The 16,677-nt window shown below is 62.7% G+C and carries 20 protein-coding genes and 1 tRNA gene; 9 read left to right on the plus strand and 12 right to left on the minus strand.

Translation table 11 applies throughout. The features are described 5' to 3' along the window. Nucleotides 1–2: 2 nt before the first annotated feature. From K3758_RS15805 to dgcN, 3 genes are read right to left on the minus strand one after another with little or no spacing between them, the layout of a single operon-like run. The gene (locus K3758_RS15805; protein WP_259946481.1) at nt 3–863 is read right to left on the minus strand and encodes a D-amino-acid transaminase; all 861 of its coding nucleotides are present in this window, start codon (nt 861–863) and stop codon (nt 3–5) included. 2 nt (nt 864–865) lie between these two features. Then, a complete protein-coding gene (gene dgcA / locus K3758_RS15810) occupies nt 866–1,831 on the minus strand; it encodes an N-acetyl-D-Glu racemase DgcA (protein WP_259946483.1) in 966 nt (321 codons plus the stop codon). A 2-nt stretch (nt 1,832–1,833) separates the two neighbouring features. Further along, the gene (gene dgcN, locus K3758_RS15815; RefSeq protein WP_259946485.1) at nt 1,834–2,835 is read right to left on the minus strand and encodes an N-acetyltransferase DgcN; all 1,002 of its coding nucleotides are present in this window, start codon (nt 2,833–2,835) and stop codon (nt 1,834–1,836) included. Between the two features lie 257 nt (nt 2,836–3,092). On the opposite strand from dgcN, the gene K3758_RS15820 reads away from it, so the two are divergent. Beyond that, entirely contained in the window at nt 3,093–4,052 is a 960-nt protein-coding gene (locus K3758_RS15820) for an L-malyl-CoA/beta-methylmalyl-CoA lyase (RefSeq protein WP_259946487.1), read from the plus strand. Nucleotides 4,053–4,210: 158 nt separating this feature from the next. Further along, nucleotides 4,211–5,173: an acetyl-CoA carboxylase carboxyltransferase subunit alpha gene (locus tag K3758_RS15825; protein ID WP_259946488.1), complete on the plus strand. Its 963-nt coding sequence runs from the start codon at nt 4,211–4,213 to the stop codon at nt 5,171–5,173. Here K3758_RS15825 and K3758_RS15830 read toward each other — a convergent pair. Beyond that, complete coding sequence (locus K3758_RS15830; protein WP_259946489.1) at nt 5,170–5,616, minus strand: GNAT family N-acetyltransferase; 447 nt, start codon at nt 5,614–5,616, stop codon at nt 5,170–5,172. The two genes, K3758_RS15825 and K3758_RS15830, sit on opposite strands and share 4 nt — an antisense overlap. A gap of 293 nt (nt 5,617–5,909) precedes the next feature. Between K3758_RS15830 and K3758_RS15835 the strand changes: the two genes are divergently transcribed. Further along, nucleotides 5,910–6,221, plus strand: a complete 312-nt coding sequence (locus K3758_RS15835; RefSeq protein WP_259946490.1) for a hypothetical protein — start codon at nt 5,910–5,912, stop codon at nt 6,219–6,221. 15 nt (nt 6,222–6,236) lie between these two features. On the opposite strand, the gene K3758_RS15840 is transcribed toward K3758_RS15835, so the two are convergent. Continuing rightward, nucleotides 6,237–6,887, minus strand: a complete 651-nt coding sequence (locus K3758_RS15840; protein ID WP_067624773.1) for a GntR family transcriptional regulator — start codon at nt 6,885–6,887, stop codon at nt 6,237–6,239. A 126-nt stretch (nt 6,888–7,013) separates the two neighbouring features. Between K3758_RS15840 and K3758_RS15845 the strand changes: the two genes are divergently transcribed. Next, nucleotides 7,014–7,307 (plus strand): Dabb family protein, encoded by a 294-nt coding sequence (locus tag K3758_RS15845; RefSeq protein WP_067624770.1) that lies wholly within the window; start codon nt 7,014–7,016, stop codon nt 7,305–7,307. A gap of 8 nt (nt 7,308–7,315) precedes the next feature. Further along, nucleotides 7,316–8,437 (plus strand): aminodeoxychorismate synthase component I, encoded by a 1,122-nt coding sequence (locus tag K3758_RS15850; RefSeq protein WP_259946491.1) that lies wholly within the window; start codon nt 7,316–7,318, stop codon nt 8,435–8,437. On the opposite strand, the gene K3758_RS15855 is transcribed toward K3758_RS15850, so the two are convergent. Next, the gene (locus tag K3758_RS15855; RefSeq protein ID WP_259946492.1) at nt 8,434–9,135 is read right to left on the minus strand and encodes a M48 family metallopeptidase; all 702 of its coding nucleotides are present in this window, start codon (nt 9,133–9,135) and stop codon (nt 8,434–8,436) included. The genes K3758_RS15850 and K3758_RS15855 overlap by 4 nt on opposite strands. A 111-nt stretch (nt 9,136–9,246) precedes the next feature. Here K3758_RS15855 and K3758_RS15860 point away from each other — a divergent pair, with 111 nt between their 5' ends. After that, the gene (locus K3758_RS15860) at nt 9,247–9,576 is read left to right on the plus strand and encodes a TIGR02300 family protein (protein ID WP_259946493.1); all 330 of its coding nucleotides are present in this window, start codon (nt 9,247–9,249) and stop codon (nt 9,574–9,576) included. 93 nt (nt 9,577–9,669) lie between these two features. Further along, a tRNA-Ala gene (locus K3758_RS15865) sits at nt 9,670–9,745 on the plus strand. Between the two features lie 280 nt (nt 9,746–10,025). On the opposite strand, the gene K3758_RS15870 is transcribed toward K3758_RS15865, so the two are convergent. Further along, nucleotides 10,026–10,790: a sulfite exporter TauE/SafE family protein gene (locus tag K3758_RS15870; protein WP_259946495.1), complete on the minus strand. Its 765-nt coding sequence runs from the start codon at nt 10,788–10,790 to the stop codon at nt 10,026–10,028. A 142-nt stretch (nt 10,791–10,932) separates the two neighbouring features. Here K3758_RS15870 and K3758_RS15875 point away from each other — a divergent pair, with 142 nt between their 5' ends. After that, on the plus strand, nt 10,933–12,615 hold the full coding sequence (locus K3758_RS15875; RefSeq protein WP_259946496.1) for an acyl-CoA dehydrogenase family protein: 1,683 nt from the start codon (nt 10,933–10,935) through the stop codon (nt 12,613–12,615). Between the two features lie 67 nt (nt 12,616–12,682). Further along, nucleotides 12,683–13,075: an META domain-containing protein gene (locus tag K3758_RS15880; RefSeq protein WP_259946498.1), complete on the plus strand. Its 393-nt coding sequence runs from the start codon at nt 12,683–12,685 to the stop codon at nt 13,073–13,075. Here K3758_RS15880 and recO read toward each other — a convergent pair. Genes recO through lepB form a run of 5 tightly spaced genes read right to left on the minus strand, consistent with a single transcriptional unit; the run spans nt 13,059 to nt 16,550 of the window. After that, the gene (gene recO / locus K3758_RS15885; RefSeq protein WP_259946500.1) at nt 13,059–13,781 is read right to left on the minus strand and encodes a DNA repair protein RecO; all 723 of its coding nucleotides are present in this window, start codon (nt 13,779–13,781) and stop codon (nt 13,059–13,061) included. The two genes, K3758_RS15880 and recO, sit on opposite strands and share 17 nt — an antisense overlap. After that, nucleotides 13,781–14,110 carry a DUF1491 family protein gene (locus tag K3758_RS15890; protein ID WP_259946502.1) on the minus strand — a complete coding sequence of 110 codons (330 nt, stop codon included), beginning with the start codon at nt 14,108–14,110 and terminating at the stop codon, nt 13,781–13,783. Before K3758_RS15890 ends, recO begins: the two co-directional genes overlap by 1 nt. 15 nt (nt 14,111–14,125) lie before the next feature. After that, nucleotides 14,126–15,034 (minus strand): GTPase Era, encoded by a 909-nt coding sequence (gene era / locus K3758_RS15895; RefSeq protein WP_259946504.1) that lies wholly within the window; start codon nt 15,032–15,034, stop codon nt 14,126–14,128. After that, the gene (rnc, locus tag K3758_RS15900; RefSeq protein ID WP_259946506.1) at nt 15,031–15,717 is read right to left on the minus strand and encodes a ribonuclease III; all 687 of its coding nucleotides are present in this window, start codon (nt 15,715–15,717) and stop codon (nt 15,031–15,033) included. Before rnc ends, era begins: the two co-directional genes overlap by 4 nt. After that, nucleotides 15,714–16,550: a signal peptidase I gene (gene lepB / locus K3758_RS15905; RefSeq protein WP_259946507.1), complete on the minus strand. Its 837-nt coding sequence runs from the start codon at nt 16,548–16,550 to the stop codon at nt 15,714–15,716. The genes rnc and lepB overlap by 4 nt, the downstream gene beginning before the upstream one ends. Nucleotides 16,551–16,677: the final 127 nt, after the last annotated feature.

Genomic DNA, 16,677 nt, shown 5'->3' on the forward strand with positions numbered 1-16,677 from the left:
CGTCAGATCGCGGTTTTGCGCATCTCTTCCAGATAGATTTCGCGCAGACGGGGCGCCAATTTGCCCGGCGTGCCGCTGCCGATCTTGGTGCCGTCAATCTCTACCACGGGCGTCACGAAAGCGCTGGCCGAGGTCACAAACGCCTCATCCGCCTGCTGCGCCTCTTCGATGGTAAAGTTGCGTTCTTCGACCTGCATCTGCGCCTCGCGGGCCAGTTCCAGCACCGCTTTGCGGGTGATGCCGTGCAGGATATCGCTGGAGGTCTCGCGCGTGACGATCTTGCCGTCCTTAACGATATAGGCGTTGTTCGAGGTGCCCTCGGTGACGAAACCGTCTTCGACCATCCACGCGTCTTCGACACCGGCTTTCTTGGCCATCATCTTACCCATCGACGGGTAGAGCAGCTGCACCGTTTTAATGTCGCGACGGCCCCAGCGGATGTCTTCGATGCTGATGACGCGGATGCCATCACGGGCGGCAGGGTTGTCGGCCAGCCCCGGTTTCGACTGGGTAAACAGCACTAGCGAGGGCGCGGTGGTGTCGGGATCGGGGAAGGCGAAATCGCGGTCACCATCCGACCCGCGCGTGACCTGAAGATAGATCAACCCGTCTTTGATGTCGTTCAGCCGCACCAGCTCGCGGTGAATCTCCAGCAGCTCTTCAGTGGTGGCAGGCGCGCGCATGTCGAGCTCGTTCATCGAGCGGGTCAGCCGTTCGGCATGGCCGTCAAAAGCGATAAGCTTGCCATCCAGCACGCTTGTCACCTCATAGACCCCATCGGCCATCAGGAAACCCCGATCAAAGATCGAGACCTTGGCTTGATCCTCGGGCAGGTATTCGCCGTTTACATAGACAGTCCGCATGGTCACCCCCAAAGCGCTGCGGCGGGGGGATGCACGCCCGCGCCGTCGAATTTCAAAGCATTGTCGCGGTCTTCGGCCAGAAGCAGCGGGCCGTCAAGGTCCACCACCTTCGCACCTTGAGCGACCAGCGTCGCGGGGGCCATGGCCAGCGACGATCCGACCATGCAGCCAACCATCACGTCGAAGCCTTCGGCCCGCGCCGCATCGCGCAACGCCAGCGCTTCGGTCAGCCCGCCGGTCTTGTCGAGCTTGATGTTCACCACATCGTATTTGCCCTTGAGGCCCGGCAGGCTGGCACGGTCATGGCAGCTTTCATCCGCGCAGACGGGCACGGGGCGATCCATACCCAAAAGCGCGTCGTCGTCCCCTGCGGGCAAGGGTTGCTCCACCAGCGCCACGCCAAGACGGACCAGATGCGGGGCGAGATCGGCATAGACCTCAGCCGACCAGCCCTCATTGGCGTCGATGATGATGGTGGCATCGGGCGCACCCGCGCGGACCGCTTCAAGGCGCGGCATATCGTCGGGCGTGCCGAGCTTGATCTTCAACAGTGGCCGATAGCTGTGTTTCGCCGCCTGCGCGCGCATCGCCTCGGGTTCGTCCAGCGAGAGGGTATAGGCCGTGATCTCTGGCCCCGGCGCGGTCAGCCCGGCCAGCTCCCAAACGCGCTTGCCCGCGCGTTTGGCTTCCAGATCCCACAGCGCGCAATCGACAGCGTTGCGGGCCGCCCCGGCGGGCAGCAGATCATAAAGCGCGGCACGGGTGAAATTGTCGGGCAGGCCGTTAATCTCAGCCGTGACTGATTCGAGCGTTTCGTCGTAACGCGCGTAGGGCACGCATTCGCCCCAGCCAGTCACGACACCTTCGGTCACGCGGACGGTCAGCACTTTGGCCTCGGTCCGCGAACCGCGGCTGATGGTAAAGACCTGCGCCAGTTTTAATGTATCTGCGGTAACGTCGATCTGCATGGTCACAGCGCCGCCAGTGCATCGGCCAGCCGCGCAGCCCCTTGGCGGAAGGGATCGACCGCAGGCAGGCCAAGACGCTCTTCGACCTCGGCCAGATAGGCATCCGCCTCGGCCTCAGACATGTGGTAGGTGTTGACCGAGATACCAACGACCTTGCAGTCTGGGTTCGACACCTGCGCCAGCGTCAGCGCCATGTCGCGCACCGCTTCGAGGCTGGGCAGGCTGTATTCCGGCAGGCCGCGCATATGGGTCCGCGTGGGCTCATGGCAGAGGATCAGCGCATCGGGTTGGCCGCCGTGGATCAGCGCCATGGTCACGCCTGAGTAGGAGACGTGGAACAGGCTGCCCTGCCCTTCGATGATGTCCCAATGGTCATCGTCATTGGCGGGGGTGAGATATTCCACCGACCCGGCCATGAAATCGGCAATCACTGCATCCAGCGGCACGCCTTCGCCGGTGATCAGGATGCCGGTCTGGCCCGTGGCACGGAAGGTACTTTTCATGCCCTTTTCGCGCATCGCCTCATCAAGCGCGAGGGCGGTGTACATTTTCCCGACCGAGCAATCGGTGCCCACTGCCAAGACCCGCTTACCGCTGCGTTTCTTACCGTCGGCGATGGGATATTCGACGCTGGGCACGCGCACGTCATGCAGGGTTGTGCCATTCGCCTCGGCGGCGGCGACCAGATCGGCTTCGTTGCGCAGAAGGTTGTGCAGGCCAGAGGCGATGTCGAAACCCAAGTTCAGCGCCTCGATCAGCACTTCTTTCCATGCCGCGCTGATTTTGCCGCCGCGGTTGGCGACGCCGATGACCAAAGTCTCGGCCCCTGCCTCGCGCGCTTCGGCCAGCGTCATGTCTTGCAAGCCGAGATCGGCCTTGCAGCCTTCCATGCGGAATTGGCCCACAGCGTTGTCGGGGCGCCAGTCTTTGATGCCTTGAGCGACCTTGGCGGACAGAGAGTCAGGCGCGTCGCCTAAAAACAGCAGATAAGGGGTTTTGATCATGGCAAGTCTCCGGCATTGATTTTGTCCGCATATTGCGCGCGAGAATACGCAAGTGCGTGGCGTTGTCGACGCATCAGCATGCAATTGCGCAGCATTTACCGCGAATTACCGCTGGTTGCGCAAAAATCGTGCGCCACCTTGGCCCGCCTCGAAAAACATCGAAATGCTGCAACTGCGAAATCCCCCTTGCGATTGGCGGCGCAATTTCATACCAGAATGAAGACGCATGATGAAACAAAATTACCCATAGGTGCCCCATGAGCTTCCGCATTCAGCCTGCCGCCCCTGCCCGCCCGAACCGCTGCCAATTGTTCGGCCCCGGCTCCCGCCCGGCGATCTTTGAAAAGATGGCGGCCTCGGATGCGGATGTGATCAACCTTGACCTCGAAGACAGCGTGGCACCTTCGGACAAGGACAGCGCGCGCGCCAATATCATCAAGGCGATCTCGGAGATCGACTGGGGCAAGAAGACGCTTTCGGTCCGGATCAACGGGTTGGACACGCCCTATTGGTATCGTGACGTGGTGGAGCTGCTGGAACAGGCCGGGCCGCGCCTTGATCAGATCATGATCCCGAAAGTTGGCTGTGCGGCGGATGTCTATGCGGTGGATGCGCTGGTCACCGCAGTGGAAACCGCCAAGGGCCGCGAGAAGAAGATCAGTTTCGAGGTGATTATCGAATCCGCGGCCGGCATCGCCCATGTAGAAGAGATCGCCGCCGCTTCGCCGCGCCTGCAAGCGATGTCGCTGGGGGCTGCCGATTTCGCGGCCTCGATGGGGATGCAGACCACGGGCATCGGCGGCACGCAGGAAAACTACTATATGCAGCGCGGTGAGCAAAAGCATTGGTCCGACCCATGGCACTGGGCGCAGGCGGCGATCGTGGCGGCCTGTCGCACCCATGGGGTGTTGCCGGTCGATGGGCCTTTTGGCGATTTTTCGGATGACGAGGGTTTCCGCGCGCAGGCGCGGCGGTCGGCGACATTGGGGATGGTGGGCAAATGGGCGATCCACCCCAAACAGGTCGCGCTAAGCAACGAGGTTTTCACGCCCTCCGAGGAGGCCGTGGCCGAGGCGCGGGAGATTCTCGCGGCGATGGAAGAGGCCAAAGCGAAGGGCGAAGGGGCGACGGTCTATAAGGGGCGTCTGGTGGATATCGCCAGCATCAAACAGGCCGAGGTGATTGTGCGGCAGTCCGAGATGATCGCTGGGGGCTGAGCGCCTGTGGCAGACCGCCAGGGGCCCTGCCCCCGGACCCCCGCGGGTATTTGAAAAAGGATGAAGTGGTAAGGGCGTGGGCCTGCCTGCCTGTCAAACCCGCGTTGCAAACCGGCGCGTTGCGCTCCATATAACAGGGCAACAAGCCGGAGCATGCAATGACCCAATATTTGGATTTCGAAAAACCGCTGGCCGAGATCGAAGGCAAGGCGGAAGAGCTGCGGGCATTGGCCCGGTCCAACGAAGAGATGGACATCACCGATGAGGCCCGCGCGCTGGACAAGAAAGCCGCGGGGATGCTCGAAGACCTTTATGGCTCATTGACGCCATGGCGCAAATGTCAGGTGGCGCGTCATCCAGAGCGGCCCCATTGCAAAGACTATATCGAGGCGCTTTTTACGGAATTCACGCCGCTGGCGGGCGACCGCAATTTTGCCGATGATCTGGCCGTCATGGGCGGGCTGGCGCGGTTTAACGATACGCCGGTGGTGGTGATTGGCCATGAGAAGGGCAATGACACCAAAAGCCGGATCGAGCGCAATTTCGGCATGGCGCGACCTGAGGGCTATCGCAAAGCGGTCCGGCTGATGGAACTGGCGGATAAGTTCAACCTGCCCGTGGTCACCATCGTCGACACGCCCGGTGCCTATCCCGGCAAGGGCGCAGAGGAGCGTGGCCAGTCTGAGGCGATTGCCCGCTCGACGGAAAAATGCCTGCAGATCGGTGTGCCCCTGATCAGTGTGATCGTCGGCGAAGGCGGCTCTGGCGGGGCGGTGGCTTTTGCCACGGCGAACCGCGTCGCGATGCTGGAGCATTCGGTTTATTCGGTGATCACGCCCGAAGGCTGTGCGTCGATCCTGTGGAAAGACAGCGAGAAAATGCGCGAAGCGGCTGAGCAGATGCGTTTGACGGCGAATGAGCTTAAGACCCTTGGTGTCATTGACCGTATCATTCCCGAACCGATGGGCGGCGCGCATCGCCATGCCGAAGAGTCGATCAAGGCAGTGGGCAACTCGATCGAAGCCATGCTCAAGGAACTCGACGGCAAGGACGGCAAGACTTTGGTCAAAGAGCGCCGGACCAAGTTCCTTGAGATGGGCCGCAAAGGGCTGGCGGCCTAGGCCAGCCGCCGCCGAAAACGCGGATCAGGCGTGATTTGATCGAAACCGGCGGCGCGGTAGAACCCCTGCGCGCGCCGGTTTTTTGTATCTGTACCCACCGTCACATAGCTGCATCCCTGCGCCTTTGCATGGTCCAGCGCGGCGTCGACCAGTGCTTTGCCGATGCCGCGCCCACGCGCGGTGTCACAGACAAAGAGGTGGTGAAGGTCCATCCCCCTTGCGCCGAATTGCAACTGCATCTGCGGGCAGAGCGCCGCATAGCCATGCAAGCCGGTCGCGCCTTCGGCGACCAAGAGTGTCAGCCAAGGCGTGGGGCCGAGGCAGTCCCGTTCCAGCGCTGCAAGCGTGAGTGTGGCGGTGTCGCCGTGGTAGGCGGCCAGCGCATGAGCCAGATCGAGGACCATTGGTAGATCGGATTTTCGGGCGGGGCGAATAGGGGGCATGTCGTCTCTTTCTGTGATTGCCACAGGGAGACAAGCAAAGCCGCGCTGTGGCGGCTTGTGGATATGGGAATAGGTGCCGCGCCGGTTAGGAGCGGGGATAATAGACTGTTGTGAAGCAGGTCTGTTCCATGAAGCGTAGATGCGCCTCTGCCGCGCACCTGTCAAGCGCCGCATATGTGACCCGGTGTGATTTGCAAACAGCCCCAACGCAGCCGATATTTATACTACAGGGCGTCTGCGACACCCCTGTGCCGCCGGATGCCCTTGTTGACCACAGCACAAGGGAGCCTGTCATGTATAAACGTATCCTCACTGCCGCCCTGCTCTTTGGTATGGCTTGCACCGGGCCACCGGTCTTTGCTCAGGCACTGGCCTGCGCCCCGCGTGCGGCGCTCGCGGCGCAATTGGAAGCCGCCTATGGCGAGACCCTTTCGGCGCGGGGCCTGCAAAACCCGAACGCACTGATCGAAGTCTTTGCCTCGGCTGAAAGCGGCAGCTTTACCGTGTTGATAAGCAGGGCTGACGGCATGAGCTGTATTTTATCAACCGGCACGCATTGGATGGTCAAGCCTGTCGCGCCGCCAAAAGAGGGCGCGGCGAGCTGAGCATGGGGCCAGCAGTTAACTGGCCAGCATCCGCAGACCTTGGGTGACATCAGAGCGCACCGCCAGTCGCAGCCCCGGTTCATCCCCGGCGCGCAGGGCGGCGATGATCAACCGGTGGAAATGCGGCGGCTCGGTCCGGCGCAGGCGGCCATAGAGCGCGCGCATGGTGGGGCCCAGTTGCAGCCAGACCGTCTCCGCCATGGCGAGCATGGCAGGCGCTTGGGCGCGCAGATAAAGCGTTCGGTGGAATTCGAGGTTGGTGCGGATGTAGCTGACCGCATCGCGGTGGGCCACGGCCTCGGCGATATTGGTGTTGATGGTCTGCATCCGCTCGATCAGCGCCATATGTGCGCGCGGCAAGGCGCGGGAGGCGAGTTCGACCTCTAAAAGCGCGCGGAGGGCCGCCAATTCTTCAATCCGCTCGTTGCTGAGTTCTGGGGTGGAGATGCGCCCTGAGGCCGACATCGTCAGCGCGCCTTCGGCCGCCAAACGCCGCACCGCTTCGCGCGCGGGCGTCATTGAGACCTCATATTCCTTGCCGATGCCGCGCAGGGTCAGCGCGTGACCGGGCGGCAGATCGCCGTGCATGATCCGCGCGCGCAGGCGACGGTAGACACGATCATGGGCCAGTGGTGTGGCCTCGACAGGGCGGGGGCTTAGGTTCATGATGCGGTTGTGATCACAAATTAGCCACCCGTCAAGCGCGGCATTTTGCGGCGCTGAGCACGATCACCCGTTGTCCCGAGCCCTGCGGCGATTTATCGGGGATAAAACCGCCAAAGGAGACGCGCCTTGACCAAACGAAACTTCATCCGTCACGTGGTCTTTTTCTCGGCCAAAGACCCCAAAGACTTGCCCACGATCGTGGCCGGGCTTTGGAAACTGGCCGACATCCCGCATTCGACTACCTTCGAGATCTGCGAAAACACCCGTGTCGATGCGCTTTCGGGCGATGTGGATGTGGTTGTCTATGCCGAATTCCCCGACGCCGAGGCGCTGGCCGCCTATAAGGCGCACCCGATCTACCAAGAATCCATCGATATCGTCCGCCCGCTGCGCGACATGCGCGTGCCTGCGGACTTTTAAGGCGCGGCATGGCTGGCCCTTGCGTCCTCTTTGACACTGGCCCGCTGGGAAGCGGCACGGCTTTTCACGCGCCCCAGCGGATCATCAGCGCCCAGACCCCCGCGGAGGTGCCCGCAGCCTTTGCAGCCCTTGAGGCGGCGCAGGCGGGAGGCGCGTGGCTTGCTGGCTATGCGAGTTACGAGCTGGGCTACCTCGGCTCTGGTAAGCTGCGCGAGCTGATGCCTGCGGAGCGCGGGCTGCCCCTGCTGCGTTTCGGGGTGTTTGATGCGCCTCAACCGCACCGTTTCGACGACGCAACTGGGGATGCAAGCCTGTATGCCCTGACGCCGGATTGGGACTTTGCCCAGTATGAGGCCGCCTTTGCGCAGGTGCAGGACTTCATCACAGCCGGGGACATCTATCAGGCCAATCTGACCTTTGGGATGGAGGGGCGTTATAGCGGCACGCCTGCCGCCCTCTATGCCCGGCTGCGGCAGCGCCAGAGGGTGGAACATGGGGCCTTCGTCGATCTTGGCGGCCCGGTCCTGCTGTCACGCTCGCCCGAGTTGTTCTTTGCGCTGACCGCGGACGGACACCTAACCGCGCGCCCGATGAAGGGCACCGCGCGGCGGGGGCGGGACGCCCATGAAGACGCCAAGCTGCGCGCCGATCTTGCCGCCTCGGAAAAGAACATGGCCGAGAACCTGATGATCGTGGACCTGCTGCGCAATGACATCAGCCGGATCGCGGAACTGGGCAGCGTCACCGTGCCCAAGCTCTTCGAGATCGAGACCTACGCGACGCTGCACCAGATGACCTCGGAGATCGCCGCGCAGTTACGCCCCGGGTGCAGCCTGCACGACATCTTCGCCGCGCTCTTTCCCTGCGGCTCGATCACCGGGGCGCCGAAGATCCGCGCCATGCAAATCATCCACGCATTGGAGGCCGGCCCGCGCGATGCCTATTGCGGCGCAGTGGGCTGGATCGCGCCCGAAGGGGCGATGCAGTTCAACGTGGCGATCCGCACGGCGACCTGCCACGCCGATGGGCGGTTACGGCTAAATGTCGGTGGTGGCGTGGTGCATGACAGCACGGCCGAGGATGAATATGCCGAAGCGCTGCTGAAGGCGCGCTTTGCGGCCCTGCCCTAGAATCGGTAGCGATGCAGCGCGCCGCCATGGTCGCGCAGCCATTGGCGGGGGGCCTGATAATCACCGTATATCCGCGTGACCTCGGCCCAGAAGGCGGGCGAGTGGTTCATCTGCGCCAGATGCGCAACCTCATGGGCGGCGACATAATCCAGCACCTCGGGCGGGGTCATGATCAGCCGCCACGAAAACATCAGCCCGCCATCACTGGTGCAAGACCCCCAGCGAGAGCGCGTGTCGCGCAGGGTGATCCGGGCATATGGCCTGCCCAGCAGGGCGGCATAGTCGTCACAGGCCCCGGCGAGGCGGTCGCGGGCCACTTCGCGCAGATGCGCCGCAAGACGTTTGCCGATGCTCTCCTCCGGGCCGGGCACGAAGATTTCTTCGGGGCCGATCCGCACGCCCTTCCCTTGCACGGCAGCCCCCTGCCCGCCGCGCACCCGCAGCACCTTGCCGCCTACCGGCACCTCAGCCCCCGGCCCCACGATCACATCCTCGCCCCGCGCGGCGAGATGCTGGCGAATCCAGTCCTGTTTGGTCTCGGCAAAGGCCAAAGCCTCACGCTCGGCCAAACGTTTGGGCATGGTCAGGGTGACCCGCCCGTCCAACTGCGAGATCCGCAAAGAGATGCGTCGCGCGCGCGCCGAACGGCGCAGGATCAGCGGAATCGGCGGGTTGCCGGGCAGCACAGGGTCTTTCATTACCGGAGCAACGTCCCTAGATAGAGGCCAAAGCCTTTGACAGTGCCCCCCTCATATGGCACTTGGCCGGAATCATCTACACGCAACAGCAATATTATAAAGGGGTGTTTCATGCCCAACGAAGAATGGGGAACCAAGCGCCTGTGCCCCACTACGGGCAAGCGCTTCTATGACCTCAATAAAAATCCGATCATCAGCCCCTACACGGGCGAAGAGGTCGAGGTCGACAACTCCAAGTCGCGCATGATCGCGGCGGATGCCGAGGATGCGGTCACAGCCAAAGCCAAGAAGGGCGACAAGGCGAACGAAGAATCGCTGGTCGATGACGATGACTCGGTCGACGTGGATCTGGACGACGACATCCTTGATGACGAAGACGATGATGACGATACAGTTCCGCTCGACGATTTGGCCGATGTGGCCTCGGACGACGAGGACTAATTAATCGGCGGCGGGGTCAATTTTCCGCTTGATCCCGCCTCCGCCAGCGCCTAATTAGCGGCACAGAACGACCCGGATCACATGATCCACGATGGGGCCTTAGCTCAGCTGGGAGAGCGCCTGCATGGCATGCAGGAGGTCAGCGGTTCGATCCCGCTAGGCTCCACCAAGCCTTTTGCAAAGCAAAAGGCGTCGCGCGGCAGTCGCTTCGAAGAAGCGATGAGAGCGCTAGCGCAACAGCCCCTACAACCGATACCCTCTATCTGACCATGGCAAACGATGCTTTGCGATCAAAACCTATAGGCCAACCCTGCCTACTGGTCGGCGATCTGTCTCGCCTCTTGCCACTATGCCGCGCCCACGATGTGCACCGCCTAGCGCGGGCCAAACCTTGCCAGATCGCCAACCCATTGGGAAAGGCTGATGTTAGCTGGCCGTGCCGTACCCGCTCAGAAGATCGCCCGACGGATCAAGTTCAACCCCGCCACCATCAGCACCAGCAACGTCATCTTGCGGAACAGCACCGGGTCCACCCGGTCCATCACCTTGCTGCCCAGCCAGACGCCCAGCATCACCGGCAGGACCAGCAGCGCCGAAAACGGCCATGTCTGCGCATTCAGCACCCCCGACCCGATATGCGCCGCCAAAAGCGCCACGGCGCCCAGCCCGTAGATCACACCTTGGATTCGCATCTGGTCATGTTTCTCGGTCCCGAGCGCGGTGAGATAGGCCACCGTGGGCGGCCCCCAAATGCCCGAAATCCCTCCGACGGCCCCGGCAAAACCGCCCACCAGCGCCTCAACCTTGGCCGAGCGCTGCGGCAGGTGGAATTTATGCTTGGACAGTTGCAGCAGCGCGAACAGCACCACCGGCACCCCGATCATCAAGAGCATCACCGTGGCGGGCACCAGCCGCACCATCTGCGCGGAGAGCACCAGCATCACGCCGCCGCAAACCAAGAAAACCCAAAACAACCGGATCGAACGCAGCGCCGCCTGCGGCCCCTGCCGCAGCGCTTGGAACGCATTGGCCAGCACCGTCGGCAGAATCAGCCCCGCCAGCGCCAATTCGGGCGCCATAAAGGTCGTGAGACCAGAAATCAGCACGAGCGGCAGAGCAAAACCAACAACGCCCTTCACGAACCCGCCACAGAGGCCGATTGCAAGTGCAGCATAGAATTCGAACGGGGTGAGAAAGGGGAAAATACTGTCCATACCGCTACATAGCACCCCCTCTGGCAGCTGCACGCCGAAAATACGCGCGCAAGATTAAAACAAAATGCTGCGGTTAAACGTATCTTTGTTGTGCTGCGACTGCGAAAGGTCTATGTCTTCCCCAAGCAAGAAAGGACAGCTCATGGCACATGATGGTCAGGATATGACGATGCATAGCGTAATTCTCGACGATCTGATCGGGCTCACCGGCGCGACGCTGCCGCCGTTGGATCGGCTGCTGGAAACCGCCACCGCCGCCGTCCGCGCACAGGTAAGCGAGGGGGATCGCGTTTCGGCCAAGCTGATCGAGGCCAACCAAACCGCCGCTCACGGGCTCGCATGGCTCGCCACCTATGTCCAAGCGCTGCGACAGATGCAGCTTTGGGCTGAACGGCTGCAGGATGACGGGCGCTTTGGCGAGGTCGAGCAACTGCTGCACCAGATCGGCTTTGGCGAATACCTTTGTCAGATGCGCGGCGGCATCCAGATGAACCAAGGCGAGATACTGCGCCTGCAAGATTTGGGGCTGAGTGCTGAGGATGAGGCCACGCTCGACAATCCTGCGATCACCACCCTGACCCGCAGCGGCAACACCCAAGCCGCGCGCAGCCGTCTGGTGGAACTGATGCAGGAGCGCAGCGCCGATGTGACCTTTGGCGTCAGCGGGCTTGATGAAGAGCTTGAAATGATCCGCGACCAGTTCCGCCGCTACGCGGTCGAAAAGGTCGAGCCCTTCGCCCATGACTGGCATCTGAAAGACGAATTGATCCCCATTGAGGTGATCGAAGAACTGGCCGAAATGGGGGTTTTCGGCCTGACCATTCCCGAAGAATACGGCGGTCTGGGCCTGACCAAAGCGTCGATGTGCGTGGTCAGCGAAGAACTGTCGCGCGGCTATATCGGTGTCGGCTCGCTCGGTACCCGGTCGGAAATCGCGGCAGAACTGATCCTCTGCGGCGGCACCGACGCGCAGAAAGAGAAATGGCTGCCCCGCATCGCCAGCGCCGAGACTTTGCCCACGGCGGTTTTCACTGAGCCGAACACCGGGTCGGACCTCGGCAGCCTGCGCACCCGTGCGGTCAAGGACGGGGACGACTATAAGGTCACCGGCAACAAGACATGGATCACCCATGCCGCGCGCACCCATGTGATGACACTGTTGGCGCGGACCGACTCTGAGACCACAGACCACCGCGGTCTGTCGATGTTCTTGGCCGAAAAGACCCCCGGCGACGATGCCAACCCCTTCCCCACCCCCGGCATGACCGGCGGAGAGATTGAGGTACTCGGCTACCGCGGCATGAAGGAATACGAACTTGGCTTCGACGGTTTCGAAGTGAAGGGCGAGAACCTGCTCGGCGGCGAAGAGGGCCGGGGCTTCAAACAACTGATGGAGACGTTTGAATCCGCCCGCATCCAGACCGCCGCCCGCGCCATTGGCGTGGCGCAATCCGCGCTCGATATCTCGATGCAATATGCCCAAGACCGCAAGCAATTCGGCAAGGCGCTGATCAACTTCCCCCGCGTGTCGGGCAAGCTGGCGATGATGGCGGTGGAACTGATGATCGCGCGGCAGCTTACCTATTACAGCGCGTTTGAAAAGGACGCTGGCCGGCGCTGTGATGTCGAAGCTGGCATGGCGAAACTGCTCGGCGCGCGGGTCGCTTGGGCCGCCGCCGACAACGGGTTGCAAATCCACGGCGGCAATGGTTTCGCGCTGGAGTACAAGATCAGCCGGGTGCTATGCGATGCGCGGATTCTCAACATCTTTGAGGGTGCAGCGGAGATCCAAGCGCAGGTTATCGCGCGTCGTCTTCTGGGCTGACGCTCCGGGGTTGCATGCGCTGCCTATGTCGGGGACATAGGCAGCGTTTCCACCCAAAGGACAGCCCATGCGCAGCTTCTTGATCCTCGCCGCCCTCAGCGCCCTGCCGCAATGCCAAGGGGATGAAACCGTCCGCGCCTACGGGGCGGGCGATAAGACCTGGACCTTGGTGGAACTGGACGGCACCCCTTTCGACGCCCGCGCCACGCTCACCTTTCCCGAGACCGGCAAGATCGCAGGAAAGGCCCCCTGCAACGCCTATAGCGCCGCGATGACGGCGCCCTACCCGTGGTTCGACGCGGGCCATATCGCCGCCACACGCCGCGCCTGCCCAGACCTCGCGGCAGAGGCAGCGTTTCTGAATGCATTGGGGGATGTGACGATCTCAGACGTGTTGGCCGACACGCTGATTCTGTCGGATGACAGCGGCGAACGACTGATCTTCAAAGCCGCCGACTGAAGGCATCGACAAAACGCGCGCGGGCTTCGGGCAATGGCTTGCCGCCCAGATCGCGCGCCAGATGCGCGGCAAGGAAATGGCCCGTTGTAACAAGCCCCTGCGCAATCTCCGCATCGCTCCCGGTGCCGCCCCGCAGGACAGCCGGCAGCGGCAGCAACCGATCCGCCCACTCCCCCGCGCCTTTGGCGGAGACGGCGCGGCCCGATTTTGGCGAGACATAGATCAGCTCTTCGCTCAGCCCAGTTACCGCGCAGGCCTCAAGATCAAGCGCATAGCCCATCTCTTCCAACAGACGCAGTTCCCATTTCAGATAGGCCAGCGGCCAGACCTCCCCCTGCCCCAGAAGATCAAGCAGCGCTTCGGTGCGGCGGTAGAGCGCCGGATGCGGCTCGCGTTCGGGCAGGCAAAAGGACAAAAGCGCGGTCACCGCGTTCAACCCCGCCAGCGCCAGACGGTCCTGCATGGCCACCGCGGCACGGCTGCGCAAAGGCTCGACCGTGAAGGCACCGATATGGTCCTCCAACCGCGCGCGCCATGCCAGATCAAGCTGCGCGCCGGGCTGCAGGCTGGGGGCGATCTTGCGGCTGGTGCCGCCGCGCACGATCCCGGCATGGCGGCCCTGTTCGGGGGTGAAGACTTCGATGATGGCAGAGGTTTCGCCATGTCGCCGCGCGCTCAGCAGGATGCCCTGATCGCGCCATTCCATCAGGTGAGCCCCGGTTCGTCCAACAGGTGGCGGCCCTGCCGGTCTTCGACTTCGATCACCCAGAGGTCTGGGTCAAAGCTGCGCTGGCGGCTGACGGTGGCGTCAACCTCAGCCTCGTCGCCCGAAGCCAGCTCTATCCACTTCCGGTCGCCAGTCATCAGATCGAAAGAGCGTTGAAACAGCACCGCATTGCTGTCCAGCGTCGCCAGTTTCACCAGCACCGCGCCGCCCGTGTCATCGCCATGGGCCACAACAAAGGCCGGGATATCCTGCAAACGCAGCCGGGTAAGATAGGCGTCGACCCAGAAACGCGCGGTCAGACGCGGCATGGCTGGCCCTTACGCTCAGTCGTTGCCATCTTTGAAATCCAAGCCCATCTCGGAATAGCGCTCGGCCTCTTCCAGCCAATTGGCGCGGACCTTGACCTGCAAGAACAGATGCACCTTGCGGCCCAAGAACTCTTCAAGCTCTTCGCGGGCGGCCTTGCCCACGGCCTTGATCGTCTCGCCCTTATTGCCCAGCACGATGCCCTTGTGACCGTCGCGCACGACATAGACCAACTGATCGATCCGGGCCGAGCCGTCCTTGCGCTCTTCCCAATTCTCGGTCTCGACCGTGAGCTGATAGGGCAGTTCCTGATGCAGCCGCAGGGTCAGTTTTTCGCGGGTGATCTCGGCCGCGATGTTGCGCATCGGCAGGTCGGCGATCTGGTCTTCGGGATAGAGCCACGGGCCTTCCGGCACCTCTCCGGCCAGCCACTGGCGCAGCGTGTCGATACCGTGGCCACGCTCGGCGGAGATCATGAAAGTCTCGGTGAAATCGAAAGCTGCGTTCATCTTTTCGGTCAGACCCAGCAACACAGGTGCCTCAACGCGGTCGATCTTGTTGATCGCCAGCGCCACGCGGCGGCCCTTGGCGATGTTGCCAAGCTCCACAAGGATACGCTCCACACCCTCGGTCATGCCACGGTGCGCTTCGATCAAAAGCACGATCACATCGGCATCGGCAGCCCCACCCCAAGCGGCAGCCACCATGGCACGGTCAAGCCGGCGGCGCGGCTGGAACAGGCCGGGCGTGTCGACGAAGACAAGCTGCGCGTCGCCCTCCATCGCCACGCCGCGGATGCGGGCGCGGGTGGTCTGGACCTTATGGGTCACGATCGAGACTTTGGCCCCCACCATGCGGTTCAGCAGCGTGGATTTGCCCGCGTTGGGCTCTCCGATCAGGGCGACGAATCCGGCACGGGTGGTCATGAGTTCTTCTCCAATTGCCGCAACAGCGTGGTGGCGGCGGCCTGTTCGGCGGCGCGTTTTGAGGGCGCGGTGGCGGCGGCTTCGGCGCCGTTGTCCAGCCGCGCGGTAATGGTAAAGACCGGCGCATGGTCGGGGCCGCTGCGGTCAGTCTGGACATAGCGCGGCGGGGTCAGCCCGCGCGCCTGTGCCCATTCCTGTAACGCGGTTTTGGCGTCGCGGGCGTCTTCTTTAACCGTCTTGAGCCGGTCGCCCCAGAGCCGCAGCACCAGCGCCTTGGCCGCGTCAAATCCGCCATCCAGATAGACGGCGGCGATGACCGCTTCGATCGCATCGCCCAAAAGCGCCTGTTTGCGCCGCCCGCCCGAAATCATCTCAGACCGGCCCAGTTTCAGCACCTTGCCCAGATCGATCTCACGCGCCACATCGGCGCAGGTTTCCTTGCGCACCAATGCGTTGAACCGCGGGGCCAACTGCCCCTCGGTCGCGCCGGGATCCAGCGCCAGCAGCGCCTCCGCCATGACGAGGCCCAGCACCCGGTCGCCCAGAAACTCCAACCGCTGGTTGTCGTCGCGATTGGCCGAGGACATGGAGGCATGGGTCACGGCGCGCACCAGCACGTCCGGCGTGGCAAAGTGGTGGCCGATCCGCGCCTCGAAGGCTTTGAGGTCTCCGCTCAGCTTCATCTGACAGCTTCGAAGAAACGGTCGCTGCGCCATGTCCAGAAGAACAGCATCGAACGCCCAGCAGAACTGAACATGATGCGATCCGCGCGGCCAATGAGGTTCTCAAACGGCACGAAACCCACGCCACCTGCGCGCTGCGCCAACCGGCTGTCAGCAGAGTTGTCGCGGTTGTCGCCCATGAAGAAGTAATGCCCCTCAGGCACGGTATAGACGCCCGTGTTGTCCGACTGCTGGTTGGTGATGTTCAAGATCGGGTGCGAGACGCCATTGGGCAGCGTTTCGATCTGGCGGCTTTTGACGCAGGTGCCGCCTTGCCCGACGGGGCCGTTTTCGCAACGCGGGCGCAGTTGTTGCGGGCCTTGCGGGGCCATGACCTCTTCAAAGGTGCCTGCATCTTCGACTTTGACCGGGGTACCGTTCAGGCTGATAACGCCGTTTTGGATCTGCACCTTGTCCCCCGGCAGACCGATCAGACGTTTGATGTAGTCGCGGCCCGATACGGGGTGACGGAAGACCACCACATCGCCGCGCTCAGGCTCGGATCCGAAAAGCCGATCGTTGTCGCCGTCGAACACACCGCAGACATCCTTGGCGTCGATCTCTATCCCGACCCCGGGGAGCATCAGACTGGGGCAAGACGCGTAGGAATAGCCGTAAGCCATTTTGTTCACGAAAAGGAAATCGCCGATCAGCAGCGTCTCTTTCATCGACCCCGAAGGGATCCAGAAGGGCTGGAAGAACAGGGTCCGAAAGACACCCGCGATCAGCAGCGCCCAGAAGATTGTCTTGATGGTTTCGACAAAGGCGTTGCCGGTTTTTTCCTTAGCGGCCATGCGGCGCTCCTGACATATCGGTTTGGGGTTACATGCGGGGCCGTGCGGGCCAAGTCAAGTGACGCGGGGCCGGATCGGCCTGCCCCGCGTGCATATGACGCGAAACGGCGGGGCGCGCCAGTCTGGG

The organism is Sulfitobacter sp. W002, assembly GCF_025142135.1.
Lineage (GTDB): Bacteria > Pseudomonadota > Alphaproteobacteria > Rhodobacterales > Rhodobacteraceae > Sulfitobacter > Sulfitobacter profundi.

Coding starts and splice junctions, on each gene's coding strand:
- rnc (WP_259946506.1), bottom strand. CDS start 15,717: ATGAAGCTGAGCGGAGACCTCAAAGCCTTCGAGGCGCGGATCGGCCAC.
- K3758_RS15860 (WP_259946493.1), top strand. CDS start 9,247: ATGCCCAACGAAGAATGGGGAACCAAGCGCCTGTGCCCCACTACGGGC.
- K3758_RS15840 (WP_067624773.1), bottom strand. CDS start 6,887: ATGAACCTAAGCCCCCGCCCTGTCGAGGCCACACCACTGGCCCATGAT.
- K3758_RS15835 (WP_259946490.1), top strand. CDS start 5,910: ATGTATAAACGTATCCTCACTGCCGCCCTGCTCTTTGGTATGGCTTGC.
- K3758_RS15820 (WP_259946487.1), top strand. CDS start 3,093: ATGAGCTTCCGCATTCAGCCTGCCGCCCCTGCCCGCCCGAACCGCTGC.
- recO (WP_259946500.1), bottom strand. CDS start 13,781: ATGGAATGGCGCGATCAGGGCATCCTGCTGAGCGCGCGGCGACATGGC.
- K3758_RS15825 (WP_259946488.1), top strand. CDS start 4,211: ATGACCCAATATTTGGATTTCGAAAAACCGCTGGCCGAGATCGAAGGC.
- lepB (WP_259946507.1), bottom strand. CDS start 16,550: ATGGCCGCTAAGGAAAAAACCGGCAACGCCTTTGTCGAAACCATCAAG.
- dgcN (WP_259946485.1), bottom strand. CDS start 2,835: ATGATCAAAACCCCTTATCTGCTGTTTTTAGGCGACGCGCCTGACTCT.
- K3758_RS15850 (WP_259946491.1), top strand. CDS start 7,316: ATGGCTGGCCCTTGCGTCCTCTTTGACACTGGCCCGCTGGGAAGCGGC.
- K3758_RS15870 (WP_259946495.1), bottom strand. CDS start 10,790: ATGGACAGTATTTTCCCCTTTCTCACCCCGTTCGAATTCTATGCTGCA.
- dgcA (WP_259946483.1), bottom strand. CDS start 1,831: ATGCAGATCGACGTTACCGCAGATACATTAAAACTGGCGCAGGTCTTT.
- K3758_RS15830 (WP_259946489.1), bottom strand. CDS start 5,616: ATGCCCCCTATTCGCCCCGCCCGAAAATCCGATCTACCAATGGTCCTC.
- K3758_RS15880 (WP_259946498.1), top strand. CDS start 12,683: ATGCGCAGCTTCTTGATCCTCGCCGCCCTCAGCGCCCTGCCGCAATGC.
- era (WP_259946504.1), bottom strand. CDS start 15,034: ATGACCACCCGTGCCGGATTCGTCGCCCTGATCGGAGAGCCCAACGCG.
- K3758_RS15890 (WP_259946502.1), bottom strand. CDS start 14,110: ATGCCGCGTCTGACCGCGCGTTTCTGGGTCGACGCCTATCTTACCCGG.
- K3758_RS15805 (WP_259946481.1), bottom strand. CDS start 863: ATGCGGACTGTCTATGTAAACGGCGAATACCTGCCCGAGGATCAAGCC.
- K3758_RS15855 (WP_259946492.1), bottom strand. CDS start 9,135: ATGAAAGACCCTGTGCTGCCCGGCAACCCGCCGATTCCGCTGATCCTG.
- K3758_RS15875 (WP_259946496.1), top strand. CDS start 10,933: ATGGCACATGATGGTCAGGATATGACGATGCATAGCGTAATTCTCGAC.